Source organism: Bacteroides sp. RCH18 (genome assembly GCF_058231005.1).
The window spans coordinates 1,436,927-1,451,089 of the sequence record NZ_JBIPTC010000001.1 but is presented as its reverse complement, the minus strand read 5'-3'; the positions used below and the strand labels follow the sequence as shown (position 1 = coordinate 1,451,089).

Below are 14,163 nucleotides of genomic sequence, written 5' to 3'. Positions count from 1 at the left end.
AATATAATAATAAAAGGAATTATTAACTAGGTTCATCTGCTATCATTCTTCCCGGATATTTCGTAATCTAGTTGGAATAATGTACATTTGCGGAAGTAAAAAAGTGAAGAAGATAATGAAAAGATATATTGCTGCTTTATTATTGGCCTGTTGCGTGGAGGGGTATGCACAGGAAAAAAAGCAGGCTGCCTTTGTGCCACCTTTCGACTTTCCCCTTACATTGAGTGGAAACTTCGGAGAAATTCGTTCCAATCACTTTCATGGTGGATTAGATTTTAAGACGGGAGGAACAATCGGCAAACCGGTTCGGGCACTTGCTGACGGGTATATCTCACGTATACGTGTCACTAATGGTTCGGGGTATGTGCTTGACGTCTGCTATCACAACGGCTATTCCACTATCAACCGCCATTTGAGCGCTTTTCTGTCTCCTATTGCCGAAAGGGTAAAGAAACTTCAATATGAAAATGAGAACTGGGAAGTAGAAATCATCCCCGAACCCGATGAATATCCGGTGAAAGCCGGACAGCGGATTGCGTTGAGTGGGAATACCGGATACTCATTCGGACCGCATCTTCATCTGGATGTGTTCGAGACGGAGACGGGAGACTATATCGATCCTATGCCTTTCTTTAAAAAGAATCTGAAAGATACACGTGCCCCGAAAGCGGATGGAATCATGCTTTTTCCGCAGCTTGGCAAAGGAGTGGTCAGTGGAAGTCAGGAAAATAAAACGATTCTGCCGAACAGTGAACATCCGGTGGAAGCATGGGGGGTAATCGGCACAGGTATCAAAGCGTATGACTACATGGACGGGGTAAATAATCATTATGGAGTGTATTCCGTAGTGCTTACGGTAGATGGTGCAGAAGTGTTCCGTAGCACCGTAGACCGCTTTTCGCAGGAAGAAAACCGAATGATAAACTCCTGGACGTATGGGCAGTACATGAAATCCTTTATTGATCCCGGAAATACATTACGGTTGTTGAAAGCCTCGAACGATAACCGTGGTTTGGTAACGATTGACGAAGAACGGGATTATCAGTTTCAATATACATTGAAAGATGCTTTTGGCAATACTTCCCGCTATCACTTTACGGTACGTGGCAAGAAACAGCCGGTTGAACCGTTGAATCATCGGGAGAAATACTTCTTTGCCTGGGATAAGACGAATTATCTGCAGGAACCGGGGTTGAGTCTGGTTGTTCCGAAGGGAATGCTATATGATAATGTACCTCTTCAATATCAGATAAAAGCGGATAGCGGAGCGGTCGCATTTACCTATCAGTTGAATGATAAGCCGGTCCCGCTACATGCAAGCTGTGAATTGCGAATCGGATTGCGGCGCAAACCAGTGGCGGACACTACGAAATATTACGTGGCGCGAGTGACCCCTAAAGGGACTAAATACAGCGTAGGAGGGAAGTACGAAGATGGATTTATGAAAGCATCTATTCGTGAACTGGGCACATATACGGTTGCTTTGGACACTGTTCCTCCGGAAATTATACCTGTTAACAAGAACTTGTGGGGACGAAACGGAAAGATTGTCTATCGGCTGAAAGATGAAGGAGCAGGTATCGCTTCCTATCGGGGAACGATTGACGGTGAATATGCACTTTTCGGTCGTCCCAATATCGTAAAGTCCTACTGGGAATGTGTGCTTGACCCGAAACATGTGAAGAAAGGCGGCAAGCATACCGTAGAAATGACTGTCACGGATGCTTGTGGAAATCAGACCGTTTCGAAGGAAACTTTTGTTTGGTAAACTATTAAAATGTATTATATATGAAGAAAAGAATCATTCTATCTGCTGTCCTGTCTTTGGCGGCTCTGGCGAATTCTTTCGCTTGTACGAATCTGATTGTCGGCAAAAATGCCTCGACTGACGGTTCGACTATTGTTTCCTATTCGGCCGACTCGTATGGCCTGTTCGGTGAGCTTTATCATTATCCGGCTGCTACATATCCCAAAGGGACGATGTTGAAAGTCTATGAATGGGATACGGGTAAGTATCTGGGCGAAATCGAACAGGCACGCCAGACTTATAATGTGACTGGCAATATGAATGAATTTCAAGTGACTATCGGTGAAACCACCTTCGGTGGACGTCCGGAACTGGCAGATTCTACCGGAATCATCGACTACGGAAGTCTGATTTATATCGGATTGCAACGTTCACGTTCCGCTCGCGAGGCGATCCGTATCATGACTGATTTGGTACAGCAATATGGCTATTATAGTGGAGGGGAATCGTTTACGATTGCCGATCCGAATGAAATCTGGATTATGGAAATGATCGGTAAGGGGCCGGGGGTACGTGGTGCCGTCTGGGTGGCTGTACGTGTACCGGATGACTGTATTTCGGCTCATGCCAATCAATCCCGTATTCATCAGTTTGACATGAATGACAAAGAAAACTGTATCACTTCTCCGGATGTGATTTCCTTCGCTCGCGAGAAAGGTTACTTCAATGGAGTGAACAAGGATTTCAGCTTTGCTGAGGCTTATGCGCCCCTTGATTTCGGTGCCCGTCGCTTCTGCGAAGCCCGTGTGTGGAGCTATTTCAATAAATTTACTGACCATGGAAATGACTATCTTCCTTATATCGAAGGAAAGACAGATACTCCGATGCCTCTTTTCGTAAAGCCGAACCGTAAACTTTCCGTACAGGACGTGAAAGATATGATGCGTGACCACTACGAAGGAACACCGCTTGATATTTCCAATGATTTCGGTGCCGGTCCTTATAAAACCCCGTACCGCCTTTCTCCACTGAATTTCAAGGTAGGTGATAAGGAGTATTTTAACGAACGTCCGATTTCGACTCAACAAAGTGGCTTCGTATTTGTTGCACAAATGCGTGCCAACAAGCCGGACCCCATAGGCGGAGTTCTTTGGTTTGGAGTGGACGATGCGAATATGGCCGTATTTACTCCTGTTTATTGCTGTACGACGAAAGCTCCGTTATGCTATACACGTGTAGATGGCGCAGATTACATCACTTTCTCCTGGAATTCCGCTTTCTGGATTTTCAACTGGGTGTCTAATATGGTCTATCCACGTTATGATCTGATGATCGGTGACGTGCGTGCAACTCAGAAAGAGATGGAAACGACCTTTAATAATGCGCAGGAAGGTATTGAAGAAATGGCAGCCAAATTGCTGGCAAAAGATAAGAATGCCGCAATCGCTTTCCTGACTAACTATACTAATATGACCGCCCAGAGTACTTTTGATACTTGGAAGCAACTGGGCACTTTCCTGATTGTGAAGTACAACGACGGAGTAGTGAAGCGCGTGAAGGACGGACAGTTTGAACGGAATTCTATCGGACAGCCTGCCGGTGTCATTCGTCCGGGATATCCGAAGGAGTTTCTGGAGGAATATGTGAAGCAGACAGGAGAGAGATATTTGGTGAAATAGTTGTCAATTATTCATTAAATAACTAGGATTTATAAACTTATTCTTTTACATTTGTGTGCTCAAGACTTGGCATATATTCAAGGATTGACAGAGAATAGAGAAATAATCATTAACCAATAAACAATAATCGAAATGGAAAATCAGGAACTTATCAAGCAGGTCACTGAGAAAGCCGAAAAATGGCTGACCCCGGCTTATGATGCCGAAACTCAGGCTGAAGTGAAACGCATGTTGGAGAACGAAGATAAAACCGAATTGATCGAAGCATTCTACAAAGATCTTGAATTTGGAACGGGTGGTTTGCGTGGTATCATGGGAGTAGGTAGCAACCGCATGAATATCTATACGGTAGGTGCTGCTACACAGGGCCTTTCCAACTATCTGAAGAAGAACTTCAAAGATCTGCCTCAGATTTCTGTAGTGGTTGGTCACGACTGTCGTAACAACAGCCGTCTGTTCGCTGAAACTTCTGCCAACATTTTCTCTGCTAATGGCATCAAAGTATATCTGTTCGATGATATGCGTCCGACTCCGGAAATGTCTTTCGCAATCCGTCACCTCGGTTGCCAGAGCGGTATTATCCTGACTGCTTCTCACAATCCGAAAGAATACAACGGTTACAAAGCATACTGGGATGATGGTGCGCAAGTACTGGCTCCGCACGATGCTGGTATCATTGATGAAGTGAATAATATCGCTTCCGCTGCTGATATCAAGTTCAAGGGGAACCCGGATCTGATTCAGATCATCGGTGAAGATATTGACAAGATTTACCTCGATATGGTGAAGACAGTTTCTATTGATCCGGAAGCTATCGCCCGTCATAAGGATATGAAGATCGTTTATACTCCGATTCACGGTACAGGTATGATGTTGATTCCGCGCGCTTTGAAGATGTGGGGATTCGAAAATGTATTTACTGTTCCCGAGCAGATGATCAAAGACGGTAACTTCCCGACAGTAATATCTCCGAATCCGGAAAATGCCGAAGCGCTTTCTATGGCTGTCAATCTGGCTAAAGAAATTGATGCCGATCTTGTGATGGCTTCCGATCCGGATGCCGACCGTGTAGGTATCGCCTGCAAGGACGACAAGGGAGAATGGGTACTGATCAACGGTAACCAGACTTGTATGATGTATCTTTACTATATTCTGACTCAGTACAAACAGTTGGGTAAGATCAAGGGTAATGAGTTCTGTGTGAAGACTATCGTTACTACCGAACTTATCAAGAAGATTGCTGATAAGAATAACATCGAAATGCTCGACTGCTACACCGGATTTAAATGGATCGCACGTGAAATCCGTCTGCGTGAAGGCAAAAAGAAATATATCGGTGGTGGTGAAGAGAGCTACGGTTTCCTTGCCGAAGACTTCGTACGTGATAAAGATGCCGTATCAGCTTGCTGTCTGATTGCAGAAGTAGCTGCTTGGGCAAAAGATAACGGCAAGTCATTGTACCAGTTGTTGCTGGATATCTACGTAGAATATGGATTCTCCAAAGAATTCACAGTGAACGTAGTGAAACCGGGCAAGAGCGGTGCTGAAGAAATCAAAGCTATGATGGAAAACTTCCGTGCTAATCCTCCGAAAGAACTGGGTGGTTCCAAGGTGATCCTGAGCAAAGACTATAAGACGCTGAAACAGACAGATGCAGAAGGCAAGGTGACTGACCTTGATATGCCGGAAACATCTAATGTGCTCCAGTACTTCACTGAAGACGGAAGCAAAGTTTCAGTTCGCCCGTCGGGAACAGAACCGAAGATCAAATTCTATATGGAAGTACAAGGAGAAATGGGTTGTCGCAACTGTTTCGCTTCTGCTGATGCTGCTGCAATGGAAAAGATTGAAGCAGTGAAGAAGTCATTAGGTATTTGATTCCGTTCTTCTTCTGATATTTCAGAATAGAGAAACAATAAATAACGCCTCCATAGTCTCGAAGATTATGGAGGCGTTTCTTTTATGTAACCGCCTTTTCATCGGTCTTTCATTTCCTTTGCATTCTTTAAGTTCCCTTGCTAATCCTTCTTATGGAAATCTTGTTCTATCTAAATCATCTCAATTTAAACATGCAGGCTACGGGGATACACGGTTTTGTTGATGCTTTAGAGTGATACGTAACGTTTCATTTTCATAAGTTGTTCGTTTGTAGTTTGTGTGTACTTCGTGGCCTGCTTTCTTCATTATTTCTTAGCTCCCAACCAAGTCCATTTGTGCCAGATGGTTTCCAATGGTCCTTGTTTGTGCTTCGACAGCCACCATTTACAGAACTGTACCTGTAATAGGAAAAGAATGATTCCGATAATCAGACTGAGCGTATATCCGCAATAGGGAGCCAGATAAAATCCGAATGGGAAGTAGATGATAGCTCCCATAATAGATTGTGTGATGTAGTTAGTCAGACTCATTTTTCCGTAAAAGCGCAGGTTGGAAACGGTTTTCTGGAACTTAGCCTTCTGATAAAGTAAGATGAAGGAGGCAATCAGTACAATGGTGAATGCGAATTTCTGCCACATATCGAAAGCTGTCCCTACGGTCTGTTGAATCAGGCTGCTGTCACTTTGCATGATCTGCTCTTTCAAAGAGTAAAGCGGAGCGAAACTGATAGCTGCAATGATCAGTGCTTTGGTCCAGAATTTCAGATGAGACTCTGAAGTGACGAACAGTTCTTTGCGTCCGATGTACAGACCGAACAGGAAAAGTCCGGCAGTCTGTAAGAAACGTCCGGCACCAATGGCCCAGAACAAGCTCGCTTTCTGTCCTAATGTGACATTGCCAATGAGGAATTCCCAAAAAGTTCCGTTTTTGGTGTAATCTGCCACTTCGCTATACATGGCTCCGACATTCAGATCGGGCAGGGTATAGGCAGGATTGAACAGACTCATTATATAATGGAACCATTCAATAGGCTGTAATGAGAATAAGATAGCGGTGATTAAAATAGCCTTATCGCTCCATTTGCGTACAATAAATAGTATGATACCGACAACAACAAACAGAAGCAAAACATCTCCAGCCGGAAAGAAAGCTGCGTTAAGAGTGGCAAAACCGGCAAGTAAAACCAGTCTCCATAAAAAACGGTAGCCGAAATCTTTTCCTTTCAACTGCTGATTATGCGATTGGATATAGAAAGTAAATCCGAAAAGCAAGGCGAATATGGCATAAGATTTTCCGGCAAACAATGAGAATATTGCATTAAACACTCCGGTATCTAAAACGCTAAGCCATTCGGGAGAACTCTCCGGATAAACAGGGAAAATGAAATGTTCCAGATTATGTACCAAGAGGATGGCCATAACGGCAAATCCTCTGAGGGCATCTACTACTTCAATTCGTGGTGTCTTTTTTAATAATTCCATGGGGCTGATTTATGATTGTTTTTTAGTTAGTATTCGTTTTACCCATTTATTGGCGGGCTTTTCGAAATAATAGTAAGAAAGTAAACTAAGTATAATGGTGATACCGAAAATAAGGGGAACACTGATCATCCATGACACCTGCCATTGATAGAGCGCTGCCATTTTCGTATATGTGAGTATAATAAACAAATGTATCAGGTAGAAACTATAGCTGATTTCTCCACCTATTATCAGAAACCGATTGGATAATAGCCGGGATATACCTCCCTTCTGGAAGGCAAAGATGAGTATCATCAGAGAAACGGGTAACCAGTAATAGCAAGAATAACGGTATACTTTAGGTATATCTGCGGCATAAAGATAAAAAAGAAGAAATAAAGCAACGGATGCTACTTCTGACAATGTTCCCGTGGAATAAGAAATCTTTTTATTGTGTAATGACTGATAGATCTGATAAAGTAATACTCCCACAAAAAAGTCCGGCAGGCGGGTGATGGGATTGACATACCAATATGCTTTGATTTGTTCGTCGGCAGTCAGATACATACCTGCCAGCATGACCGGAAGACAGATTGAGAGTACAACCAATAGTTTTCGCCTGCTGTTTAAGAAAGGAATCACGAAAGGAAAGCAGAAATAAAATAACTGTTCGCACCCCAAGCTCCATGAAGGACTGTTGAAAGAGAAAAAATAATCGGCAGAGGGGAAGAAGGGCTGTAACAGAAAGGTAGAGGCGACAAAGTGTTTGATCCAGTCCGTCGTATCGCTATATTGAACATATCCTCCTATACATGCGGCTATTAATAGTGTAAGTAGATGCAGGGGATAAATACGGGCAATGCGTGCTACCCAGAACGTGCGTTTAGTAGTCGTTTTTGTCAGCAGTTTTTTCTGATAATTGTAGGCAATAATAAACCCGCTGAGGACAAAAAAGAAACTGACTCCAACAAATCCTTCTTTAAAGAAGTGGGCATCGAAACTTGTATCCAGAACATAGCAATGTGCTCCGAATACCATCAAGGCAAAGAATATTCGTAAAGATGTTAATGTGTTGATCACGACGTTTATCTGTTTCTTTTTTGTATTCGGCTGTAAAAGTACAGTTTTTCTGTGATATAAAAATTCACATAGATTAAAAAGAACTCAGGATTCGGAGCGCAGGCGGCTTAAATGTTGTGGAGTCATCCCAAGAAAGGAAGCTATATATCCCAGTTGGGCACGGTGAATTACATCCGGCTGTTCGCGTAGAAGTTGTTCGTAGCGTTCTTTGGCCGGTAGATATAGTCGGTTTATGTGGTGTATGTCCATGTAGAGCAGACATTCCTGATGGATAACGCGTCCCCAGTTGGCAATCTCGATATTTGTTTCATAAATCTGATTTAATTCATCAATGCGTATGGCATATAGTTCACAATCTTCCAGTAATTCTACATATTCGTATCCCGGTTGGTTGTGGTATAAGTCTTTCATCGCAAAAGTGATATCGCCTTCGCGTGAGAACCAGATCGTGATTTCTTCACCGTCACGCAGGCAATAGGAGCGGCAAAATCCTTTCTCTATAAAGTAGACGTGACGATCTGATACTCCGCCGTGTATCAGTAAGTGTTTCTTTGGCAATTCCAGCTTTTTCATGTGGCTGAAAAGCATTTCCAGTGAGCCGTCAGATACCGGATAATATCGGCGGATTCCTTTGATGATGTTCTCCATGTCTGTTTATTTATGGGAGCATTCCAGCCACCAGTCGATCATTTTCCGTGCCAGGCTCAACTTTCGTGGAAGTTCCGGCAAATTATCTCTTGTATAGAAATCACCGGAGCTTAATTCCTCTTCTTGCAATTTGATTTCTCCTCCGGCATAATCGGCAATGAATCCTACCATTAATCCGCTGGGGTAGGGCCAGGGCTGGTTGCCGAAATAAGTGATATTCTTCACGTCCAGTCCGGTTTCCTCTTTCACTTCGCGGGCTACACATTCTTCCAGTGTTTCGCCTGTTTCGAGGAATCCGGCTACAAGGCTGTTGAATCTGCCTTTAAAGTTGCGGGCATGAACGAGAAGTATGGAGTCGCCTTTGCGCACTAAAACAAGGATGGCTGTCGAGATAGCCGGATACACTTCACGGCCACAACTCGGACAGCGTTTCATGATAGATTCCTTTTGTTCCATCGGAGTGCCGCAAGCCGAGCAGAACAGACTGTTTCTGTCCCAATGCAGTATTTCGTGGGCTTTGCCTGCTGCCTGATAATGTCCCAGCGGAAGGTATTCGTAAGAAGCGCGAAGCCCTATCATTGCATATTGCTCTGTCTCTTCAATAGGTTGGGATACGGAATAAGCTTTGCAGTTTCTTCCTTCCAGTGTGGTGATATTGTGTACTGTAGTCTTGTCTTTGATCAGGATAGGAGGAATTTCTCCGCAGGGAATGGCAAATGTACCGTTCCCCTCCTTTTCAAGTAGTAGTTCGTCTTTGTAAAAGACAAACCACAGGGATTCAGCTGTTTGATTCATTTTATATTTTTCTATTTTCTTCGCGCTGCGAAGTTATAAAAACTGTATCGATATATGTAGGGTTTACGGGATAAAATATGAATAGATTAACTTAAAAATATACTTTGTTCCACTCCAATCTCCTGAATGAAATAATGATCGTGTGAGATGGCTATCACAGTACCTGCATAGTTTTTGATGGTTGCAGTAATAATTTCGATGCTTTGTATATCTAGGTTGTTGGTCGGTTCATCCAGTATAAACATATCGGGCATATTATTACTGATCATCAGGCAACAAAAGGCAAGTCTCATTTTCTCTCCGCCGCTTAGCTTCCGGCAAGATTTATCCCATTCGGAGGCCGGGAATAAATATCGGTTCAGAATAATCTTTATTTCGTGCTCCGGCAGGTTGCGGCTATTGAAAGCATAGGCTTGTTCCAGAATACTGTTTCGATCATTGATGATCGAATATTCCTGATTCAGATATACATAGGTGAAATCTGCCCGTATGAGTGTGCCTTCCTGTGGTTGAAGTTGCCCGGTTATGATTTTCAGCAGAGTTGTTTTTCCGCTGCCGTTGCCTCCTTCTATACGAAGGCGGTCCCCGCTTTTCAGCTGGAAGCTGAGAGGAGCTTGCCAAAGTTGTGGCTGATCGGGATGATAACCGAAGTTAATCTCCTCTGCCGTAACCAGTATTTTACCGGTATGAAGTCCGGAACTGTTAAAGTCAGTCTTTAGTGCAGCTGTCGGCGAGAGTGAGCTTTGGAGTTGGTTACGTTCGTCAGTTAACTTCTCGGCTTTCTCCTGATGGGCACCGGTTAGTTTGGCAGTACTCTTTTCCGATTTGCTTTGTAAACTGTTCAGTACAATACGCGGAACACCTTTTTTCAGGTTTCTTTTTTCACCACGTACATTCTGTTTATCCCTCCGTTCAGCTGTTTCGCGGGCTACTTTGCGGGCAGTGCGGAGCGCTTTCTCTTTTTCTTCGATGCGTTGTTGCAGGGCTTCTTGCATCAGTGTTTTTTGTTCTTTGTAAAATTCATAGTTTCCACCGTAATAGCTGATCTGATGCTTTTCCAGTTCACATATTTCGGGAAGAAGATTCAGCAGTGTACGGTCATGGCTTACTACCAACAGCGTGGAACGCCATTTTTCCACCCAGTCATACAGACGTTGTCTGCCTGACGAATCGAGATGATTGGTCGGTTCATCCATCAGTATGACGGACGGATTATGAATGTCCATACCTGCGAGGAATACGCGTGTCTTTTCTCCTCCGCTGAGCAGATTCATCGGGTAGGATAGTGGGAATTGTCCCAATCCCCACGAATCGAGGGCGGCGACGGAACGTTCTTCTATATTCCAGTCGTCGTTCAATATGCTGAAATTTTCTATTGAGGCATCTCCCGCAAGGATAGCATGTAGTGCTTTCTGCTTGTGGTCTATCTGTAAGGCTTGCGCGATGGTCAACGAATCATATTGCCCGAAATGTTGGGGAATATAATAGAGGTCGTCCGGTCGGACGATGACGCCGGAAGAGGGTGCTAATTGCCCGGCAATAATTTGCAGCAGGGTAGATTTGCCACAGCCGTTGTTGCCGACTAATCCTAACTTCTGCCCTTTACTGATGGCAAAGTTAAGGTCACTGAATAATACTTCTTTATCCGGATGGATATAGCTGATTTGTTGAATACTAATAGGCATGATGGTCTATTGGGTTTGAGGTTGAAAACTGGGTGAGGATAATCACGGGACAAGGGAACGACAAACACAATACTGGCTAAACAACACGAATTTCGTGATGCTTAACGATAAAGAAAAAGCATGGATGAAAAGTGATGTTTACTAGAAGTGTTGTCTTACTTAGAAATTCTCATTGCGGTAAGTATATAGTTTAACTTGGGCACAAAGATAGTACTTTCTTTTATAATATTGTTTGGTTTTGGCTGGAAAAATGGATTCTTTGAACTTATTCAGAATGTGGAATAAAAAAATGAAGAGCAGAGACTACAATTAAAAAACGGCCCGCTCTTCATTTTCACTACCTACTTTATTAACTTATTACATCTTTCTCACTCGAAAATCAAACCATAATTTCATTTTAAAACCGTCATCCCCTTTTTTAATGCGAATACTGCTTGGCTGACTGTGGGGACCAAGTTCAGGAATGGATTTTCCGGAACGCATGGCGGGAATATCATAAAGAAAAGAGATGTCACCTTCCGGGAATTCCCACATTGTGTTTTCACCATTACGTCGATGGACAGGTTCCAGCGGAGTAAATACACGGAAGAACAAGCCATCACTTTCAGAGTAAACAGTGAAAGGTACGCGATCTGATTCTAATGTTGCCCAATAAACATTGGCATGATAACCTTTGAACTCCGGATAGATTAAATGATCAAAACTTTCACCGGTTATGGTATTATTGTATTCTTTCTCCCAAATGCCATAATTGGTACCTTTTATACGATTCTTCCATACACGGTAAGGGCCACGTCCCATCCATTTCATGCCTTTCACTTCTTTTTCCGGAAAAGAGAAAGTGAGCCCGAGATTATATATTTTCTTATCAAAGAAGGCTCCCTCAAAACCATGACCTTTAGGATCATTCAGCAGTACAGCTTCCATACCTAATAATCCGTCTCCGGACATACGCCAGACAATTGAATCTATTCCTCCTTCATATTTGGCAATGTAACAGGCGTCATTATCTTGCATGTACTCATAGCCTTCTTTAAAATTAGCTTTCATACCGACAGGTAATGGACCGTTATTTAACGGGATGATTTCATCCTTCTGTTTTATTTCGATAAGTATCCCATTTCTAAAGGTGGCAGAGATACCATTAGCAAACAAAGTGACCTCTCCATTCTGCTTTTTAATACTTGCGGATGAAGTACTAATATGTTTATTATATTGCATTGCAAAATATTCATTGGCATATTTGATTGGCCAGGTCCAATTGCAGATAGAATGCCCCTGTTTATCATAAGCTTCCAGTTCCAGCACATCCCCTTGGAAAAAAACAGCAGGTAATTTCATATGTACCTTGCCGGTTTCACCCGGAGCAATATCCGGAAGGGGCACTGCACCTTCGGAAAGCAGCGTTTGTGTCCCCTTCTTTAAAGGTGATGAAAGGGAATAGACTCGATATTTCATACTGCACTCTTTCAGATTCGTAAAAAGATAGTTGTTACTTATCATGAAATCTCCTTTAAAAGATGGGGTGATAAAGAGGTTCTGGAATTGTATAGGTGCCCAGACTTCACGGACGGTATAAAAACTTCCTTCTTTCTCCCGTCTGGGGCCTACAATGCCATCCGGACCGTTAGGACCATCCGAGTCCAGACGTCCTCCTAGGTCGGTCCTTTTAACAGCTTCATCAACGTATGCCCATAAAAATCCTCCTGCAAATAAGGGATTGGACTTATAGCTATCCCAAAAATCATCCAGGCCGGCTCCTTGTCCGCGATCATAAAGTCCATGTAGAAATTCGGTAGGCATAAATACATTATATCCGTTTGCCAAGCGGTAAGGACCTGTTTGATAAGCTGGATAGTGATGAGTATCAAGCCCGTTGAAATCAGCCCACGGATGGATGACATGACGTTTCTGCGGATCATAATCTGCAAAGTGGGCATCTATATTTTTATTCCATCCTCCTTCGTTCCCATTACTCCACATAAAGATACAGGGATGGTTTACATCACGGTTTATCATCTCAGACAGTAATTTTAATCCTGTTTCCGTGTCATAGCTATTCTGCCAGCCGGCAAGTTCGTTCAGATAGAATATGCCAAGCGAGTCACATATCTCCAGGAAATGTTTGTCGGGAGGATAATGAGAACGTACGGCATTCATATTCATTTCTTTAATTAATAAGGCATCTTGCAGGCTAAGTTCACGGTTTGTTGTACGTCCGCCATCAGGATGAAAACTATGACGGTTGGTTCCCTTTACTATAATTTTGGTTCCATTGACATAAATGCCGTCCTTGGGGCGGAACTCAATGGTACGGAATCCGATACGCTCTTCATGGATGTGGACAATTTGCTTCTGAGGATTGAGTAGTTCCAGCTTTAAAGTGTAAAGATTGGGGTTCTCACAGTCCCATGTCTGAATGCCTTTCCATTCTGTAGTTATAGTTTGTATCTCATCACTGTTCAGTGAAATGATTTGCCTGCCGATACTTGTCTTACTGCCTACAGGAGTAATCGTTGCCGCTACAGAATAGTCTTGGGAAATATTTTTCAGATGTAGCTCTGTTGCTAGTTTGCCATTTGCCATCGCGTTTACTGCGATACGTTCGATATGTGTTTTGGGCATGGCTTTGAGGTATACGGGCCGATAAATACCGCCATAGAGCCACCAGTCTGCACGTCGTTCGGCAGCATTCACTGATTTATTGGCAGATTCTTTCCATACCTTTACTTCCAGATTATTCTTTTTTCCAAAATTTAGTTTATCTGTTATGTCATAGCTAAAACGATAGAAACCGCCTTGGTGAATGTCGCCTGCCGATATATTGTTTATTTTCACTTCAGTATCTGTCATTACTCCTTCAAAAACAATACTGACTTGCATATCTTTCCATTTAGCGGGTACCTTGAACTGATATCGGTATAGCCCGGTTTCATCGCTGGGTTTAGCTCCCTTATTCAAATAGAAACGTCCGTAAGTGTATTCGCCAAACCCTTGTAATTCCCATTGCGAAGGGACCTCTATCTTGCTCCATTTGCCGCTGTTCATGCCTGCGGAACAATAAAAATCCCATGTCTTTGTGTCTTGATATCCGCTTCCCGACAGATATTGGATTTCCGTACTCTGTGCATTTACAGTTAAGGAAAATAAACAACTTAAGATTATAAAAATAAATGTTTTCATATAGGTTT

9 protein-coding genes are annotated in these 14,163 nt (G+C 43.0%); 3 read left to right on the top strand and 6 right to left on the bottom strand.

Features of this window, described 5'->3' with window-relative positions; genetic code table 11:
• Nucleotides 1-115: 115 nt before the first annotated feature.
• From ACHLI0_RS05800 to ACHLI0_RS05790, 3 genes are all read left to right on the top strand, one after another.
• Nucleotides 116-1,768, top strand: a complete 1,653-nt coding sequence (locus tag ACHLI0_RS05800) for a M23 family metallopeptidase (protein ID WP_490748646.1) — start codon at nucleotides 116-118, stop codon at nucleotides 1,766-1,768.
• A 20-nt stretch (nucleotides 1,769-1,788) separates the two neighbouring features.
• Complete coding sequence (locus ACHLI0_RS05795; protein ID WP_008762217.1) at nucleotides 1,789-3,426, top strand: C69 family dipeptidase; 1,638 nt, start codon at nucleotides 1,789-1,791, stop codon at nucleotides 3,424-3,426.
• Nucleotides 3,427-3,558: 132 nt separating this feature from the next.
• Entirely contained in the window at nucleotides 3,559-5,304 is a 1,746-nt protein-coding gene (locus ACHLI0_RS05790; protein WP_008767964.1) for a phospho-sugar mutase, read from the top strand.
• A 305-nt stretch (nucleotides 5,305-5,609) separates the two neighbouring features.
• Here ACHLI0_RS05790 and ACHLI0_RS05785 read toward each other — a convergent pair whose 3' ends face one another.
• The 6 genes from ACHLI0_RS05785 to ACHLI0_RS05760 all read right to left on the bottom strand — a co-directional run bounded on the left by ACHLI0_RS05785 (nucleotide 5,610) and on the right by ACHLI0_RS05760 (nucleotide 14,155).
• Nucleotides 5,610-6,785, bottom strand: a complete 1,176-nt coding sequence (locus tag ACHLI0_RS05785) for a DUF418 domain-containing protein (RefSeq protein WP_490748644.1) — start codon at nucleotides 6,783-6,785, stop codon at nucleotides 5,610-5,612.
• Between the two features lie 9 nt (nucleotides 6,786-6,794).
• On the bottom strand, nucleotides 6,795-7,844 hold the full coding sequence (locus ACHLI0_RS05780) for an acyltransferase family protein (RefSeq protein ID WP_490748643.1): 1,050 nt from the start codon (nucleotides 7,842-7,844) through the stop codon (nucleotides 6,795-6,797).
• An 84-nt stretch (nucleotides 7,845-7,928) separates the two neighbouring features.
• On the bottom strand, nucleotides 7,929-8,492 hold the full coding sequence (locus ACHLI0_RS05775; RefSeq protein WP_234119387.1) for a Crp/Fnr family transcriptional regulator: 564 nt from the start codon (nucleotides 8,490-8,492) through the stop codon (nucleotides 7,929-7,931).
• Nucleotides 8,493-8,498: 6 nt separating this feature from the next.
• Complete coding sequence (nudC, locus tag ACHLI0_RS05770) at nucleotides 8,499-9,287, bottom strand: NAD(+) diphosphatase (RefSeq protein ID WP_195591836.1); 789 nt, start codon at nucleotides 9,285-9,287, stop codon at nucleotides 8,499-8,501.
• A gap of 86 nt (nucleotides 9,288-9,373) precedes the next feature.
• Complete coding sequence (gene abc-f / locus ACHLI0_RS05765; RefSeq protein WP_490748641.1) at nucleotides 9,374-10,972, bottom strand: ribosomal protection-like ABC-F family protein; 1,599 nt, start codon at nucleotides 10,970-10,972, stop codon at nucleotides 9,374-9,376.
• 357 nt (nucleotides 10,973-11,329) lie between these two features.
• Nucleotides 11,330-14,155 (bottom strand): glycoside hydrolase family 2 TIM barrel-domain containing protein, encoded by a 2,826-nt coding sequence (locus ACHLI0_RS05760; RefSeq protein WP_490748640.1) that lies wholly within the window; start codon nucleotides 14,153-14,155, stop codon nucleotides 11,330-11,332.
• Nucleotides 14,156-14,163 lie beyond the last annotated feature (8 nt).

What these genes read in the sequence shown, in the direction of transcription:
- ACHLI0_RS05795 (WP_008762217.1), top strand. Translation starts at nt 1,789, where the DNA reads ATGAAGAAAAGAATCATTCTATCTGCTGTCCTGTCTTTGGCGGCTCTG.
- abc-f (WP_490748641.1), bottom strand. Translation starts at nt 10,972, where the DNA reads ATGCCTATTAGTATTCAACAAATCAGCTATATCCATCCGGATAAAGAA.
- nudC (WP_195591836.1), bottom strand. Translation starts at nt 9,287, where the DNA reads ATGAATCAAACAGCTGAATCCCTGTGGTTTGTCTTTTACAAAGACGAA.
- ACHLI0_RS05800 (WP_490748646.1), top strand. Translation starts at nt 116, where the DNA reads ATGAAAAGATATATTGCTGCTTTATTATTGGCCTGTTGCGTGGAGGGG.
- ACHLI0_RS05775 (WP_234119387.1), bottom strand. Translation starts at nt 8,492, where the DNA reads ATGGAGAACATCATCAAAGGAATCCGCCGATATTATCCGGTATCTGAC.
- ACHLI0_RS05760 (WP_490748640.1), bottom strand. Translation starts at nt 14,155, where the DNA reads ATGAAAACATTTATTTTTATAATCTTAAGTTGTTTATTTTCCTTAACT.
- ACHLI0_RS05790 (WP_008767964.1), top strand. Translation starts at nt 3,559, where the DNA reads ATGGAAAATCAGGAACTTATCAAGCAGGTCACTGAGAAAGCCGAAAAA.
- ACHLI0_RS05785 (WP_490748644.1), bottom strand. Translation starts at nt 6,785, where the DNA reads ATGGAATTATTAAAAAAGACACCACGAATTGAAGTAGTAGATGCCCTC.